The following is a 1844-nucleotide window of genomic DNA, read 5'->3' on the forward strand; positions in this document are numbered from 1 at the left end:
CGCGCAAATTCATGCCGACCAGAGTTGTGCGATTTTGCTGCGTCGACCCCGCCCAAACCGTCACAGTTTCGTTACACTTCCCTGCCGCTGGCCTGATTTCTGCACCCGCAATATCACGGGCGATCACTCCCGTTCGCAGATTATTTTTGCGCATATGCTGTGGGTTAACCGATCTGTTCACCTTGCCGTGAATCACGACCTTATTTTCAGCACAAATACTTGAGCAAAAACGCGTTTTCAGTCCCTCTTTCGTGATTTCCCTGATCGCTGGGCGCGTGGAACTTTGGCCACGCACACTCGCAAACAAGGAAACACCCACATGTTTACAAAGAGAAAAAAGGCAATCCTGCTTGCTGCCACTGCGTTTAGTGTGACCAGCACGCTTGCCTTTGCTCAGGACGCTCAAACTCAGGCCGAGCTTGACGCTCTGCGCGCTCGGGTCGAAGCCCTCGAGGCCTCTAGCGCCGGTCCCGCTAATGGCGATTTCCGCCTTGGGAACACCAGCCTGGACCTTTACGGCTACATCAAGGCCGACTTCTTTTATGACTTCGACTTCGACCAGGGCGACACCGCGTTCGTGAACGTCATCGGCGAGCCTTCGACCGCAACCAGCGGAACCTTCGGCAGCACCGTACGCCAGTCGCGCATCGGCCTGCGCACCAGCACGCCCAGTGCCCTGGGTGACATCGGCGGTCAGTTGGAGCTGGACCTGTTTGCCTCCAACGGCACGGCCGAACTGCGACTGCGTCACGCCAACATTACCATTGGTGACAATTGGCTGATCGGTCAGTACTGGACCAACTTCCAGCCGCTGGACACCTACCCTACGTCGGTTGAATTCAACGGCCCGGTCGGCATCGCCTTCGCCCGTCAGCCGCAAATCCGCTATACCAACAGCTTCGGCACGAACACTGAGTTCAGCGTTTCGCTCGAGGAAAACGTCAGCGGCTCGAACTCGAACGACCCGGTTCTGACCGCGGCGGCCGAATATAACGACGGTACATACGTCGCGCGTATCTCGGGCCTCTACGGTAAAGCCGAAACCAGCGATGGTGCCACCGAAGTGGACCAGTGGGGCGTGACCCTGTCGGGATCGGTTCGCCCATGGGAAGGCGGTCTGTTCCAGGTCAACTACGTGACTGGTCAGGCGATCGGCCCCTACCTGATCGGCCTTGGCAATGCCATCGTCAACGGTGAGGCCAATGACGTCGACGGCTACACGATCGAGCTCCGTCAGGATCTGGGTGAGAAATGGAATGTCAGCATCGCCTATGGTCGGGAAGACTATGACCTGGCGACCAACAGCTTCTCGGATGGCAGCGGATCCCTCAACTTCACCGAGTTGGAGACAATCCACGTCAACGCCTTCTATCAGGCGACCGACAGTCTGACGCTGAGCGCCGAGTATATCTATGGTGAGCGCAACGATGCCACGACCGGTGACGCCTTCGACGGTAGCCGCGTTCAGGTCGCCGCGCAGCTGAACTTCTGACGCCACATACCTGCCCTGCCCGTCTTCGGGCAGGGTTTTACCCATGCGGGCAAGGATATGAGGCACAGGGTGGATCACCGCTCAGCCCGCTCCGAAAACTTCGGGAAAAGACGCACGTGCCGCGTCCAGATCAATGACCAACAACGCATCATAGCTAGCCGGGTCGAAAGGATCTTCGGCTGGCACGACCTCACGCTCAAACAGCCAGCTCAGCCGCCCTGCATCCAGATTGCCGCGTTCAAAGGGCTGATCCCCGAAGTTCTGCCAAAGCGCCTCCATAAAGGCGACGACTGCGCGACGGTCCGCAGGCTTGCGGTCGCGGAACCGCTCACGCCTGGTGATCGGCGTCACG

At 58.8% G+C, this 1844-nt stretch carries 3 protein-coding genes; 2 read left to right on the forward strand and 1 reads right to left on the reverse strand.

Features of this window, described 5'->3' with window-relative positions; genetic code table 11:
- Positions 1 to 223: hypothetical protein (locus ACR0E6_RS20945; protein WP_480586915.1), on the forward strand; the 223-nt coding region annotated here is incomplete at its 5' end.
- 96 nt (positions 224 to 319) lie between these two features.
- A complete protein-coding gene (locus ACR0E6_RS20950) occupies positions 320 to 1492 on the forward strand; it encodes a DcaP family trimeric outer membrane transporter (protein ID WP_480586918.1) in 1173 nt (390 codons plus the stop codon).
- An 81-nt stretch (positions 1493 to 1573) separates the two neighbouring features.
- Here the strand turns inward: ACR0E6_RS20950 and ACR0E6_RS20955 are convergent.
- Positions 1574 to 1844, reverse strand: a 271-nt coding sequence (locus ACR0E6_RS20955) for a hypothetical protein (RefSeq protein WP_480586920.1), incomplete at its 5' end; no start/stop codon positions are given.

This window comes from Ruegeria sp. AP12 (assembly GCF_056540025.1).